At 39.6% G+C, this 2,024-nt stretch carries 1 protein-coding gene and 1 pseudogene; both read right to left on the bottom strand.

Annotation, left to right across the window (positions count from 1 at the left end):
- Positions 1-222: pseudogene (locus ABLA85_RS18950) on the bottom strand (alkene reductase); the annotation flags it as partial.
- 402 nt (positions 223-624) lie between these two features.
- Positions 625-1,713, bottom strand: coding sequence for an NAD(P)/FAD-dependent oxidoreductase (locus ABLA85_RS18955; protein ID WP_367965852.1), 1,089 nt, complete (start codon positions 1,711-1,713; stop codon positions 625-627).
- Positions 1,714-2,024 lie beyond the last annotated feature (311 nt).

A 2,024-nucleotide genomic window follows, 5' to 3' on the forward strand; every position in this document is an offset into this window, starting at 1 on the left:
GATCAAATTGTGACTAATACAGCTTATCGCCAGATAATCGGTATATCCTCCCTCATTACCACCGAAAAATTTTTCTTTTATCGGCTGGTTTAATTCCAGCCCATTGGCAAGACGGTAGGGTAGATCTGGGTTAGCAATAAAAGAGCGGCCAAACCCGGTCAGATCTTCCCAACCGTTAGTCAGCGCTTCTTCAGCGCGTTCCAGCGTGTATTTTCCAGAATACCCTCTTCCAGCCCGCGAACGTGTCATCGGTGGCATTACAATACGATTAGATAACAACAAACCACTCAGAGAATAGTGTTCAAAAAGCATAATAAACCTCATCCTTCATTAGAATTGATTTTGGAAGGCGATGAAATAAGGAAATATTTTCCCTCAGTAAAGCTGAGGAATTACCGAATTAAGAGATAGGAGTGATTAGTCATCCCATTGAGGAGCAAATCCTTCTGGATTAACGATACGTTCATTACGATCAAGTGTGGCGATAGCGGTTAATTTGATTAATATGGGTTTTATTATCATGAGATAAGTCACTCTAAAAAAGAGCAATAAACGCAGAAGTCTTTTGCTGATATTGCAAAGATAGCAAAAGCCATCTTCTGTTTGCATATAGAACAAATAACTTCAGTTTTTATCAAAGCGTGTGAGTCTGTATGGATTTAATGCAGCTTGTTCTGTGTCGTTTATTATTTCTTCCTGAGCCAGTCGGCATATCAGTGGTGCAAGTGTAATTGCTGCATGCATGCTGAGCATATATAAGCCACGATAATCAGCAACTTTTCCGACGATGGGCATTTCATCTTTAGGAATTGGACGCATACCAACAGAAGCTTTTTCTAAACATAGACTATCACTGCCTGTAAAGGCTTTTTTTATGGCAGGTAAAGCATTCATTGCGATACATGTAGCACTGTTTTCAGGACAGTCATTTAAATAATCTTCTGCTGCAAGCAAAGTTGTTCCTGATATCGGACGTACTTCCATATCAGGCGTTGAGATAATATGGTGTACAAAAGGGGTTTCAGCCTGGTGTTGATATTGCACGATAATAGAAGGAGATGCAGATAAGGGAAGCTGTTCCCCTAATTTTTCCATCAGAGAAATTATGCCGACACCGGCAGTCAATACAACTTGATCAGCACAGATAACACCCTGTGGTGTAGTAATTCCGAGAATCTGTTTGTCATTATGATTAATGGCAGTCACTTCTGTTTCAGGCAGATAGGTGACACCGTTGTTCAGGGCTTCCTGCAAAAGTACTTGTGTTGCGTGAAGAGGATCAACAGCACCTTCTTCCGTTGCAAAAGCAGCAAGCTCCGGGAGGGTTGCAAGCTGTGGTTCCAGTGTCTGAAGTTCAGCTTTCGTCAATGCTTTAACATTAAAGCCGGATTCACTATAAGCACCGATAAATTCACGGGTTGCAGATTCAGTTTTCTGCCAACTGATAGCACCTGACCAGTTTATATTCAATTTTCCGTTTGTCTGTTTATCGAGATAACGCCATTCATTGAGTGCCTGCTGCCTGAGCTTACTGTAGGCATCCGGTCTACCATAAGAAACATTGAGCCATGCAAAAGCCTGTTTAGTCACTCCGTTACCCGCTTGTCCTTTATCAATCAGGATAATTTCTCCTTTATAGTGGCAAGATAAGCACCATGCCAGTGTTGTGCCTACAAAACCGGCACCAACAATAACAATTTTATTATTTTTCATCGTACTCATGGTTTATCATCTACCTGTCGTTATGCATTTAAAAAATAGATAATGTGCTGTAGTAAAAAACTATTGATAACAGTAGATTATTTCCTGATTTCTTTTTTCATTCCGTTACCAATGGTAGGGGATAGAGATAAATATGAACAAATTTATTTTTAAAGAACTTACTGTATCTGTTCAATCCAAATCTATTGGCATTCAGGAAGACAGGTAGCTTTATGATTATTTTGGAGTGGAAAAGGATAGAGAAGTCAGTGACCTATTATCTAACTAATTTAACATAATATACATTATGCGAACCTAAGATG

It is taken from the genome of Xenorhabdus sp. SGI246, from assembly GCF_040838225.1.
Classification (GTDB): Bacteria; Pseudomonadota; Gammaproteobacteria; order Enterobacterales; family Enterobacteriaceae; genus Xenorhabdus; species Xenorhabdus indica.

Coding starts and splice junctions, on each gene's coding strand:
- ABLA85_RS18955 (WP_367965852.1), bottom strand. CDS start 1,713: ATGAAAAATAATAAAATTGTTATTGTTGGTGCCGGTTTTGTAGGCACA.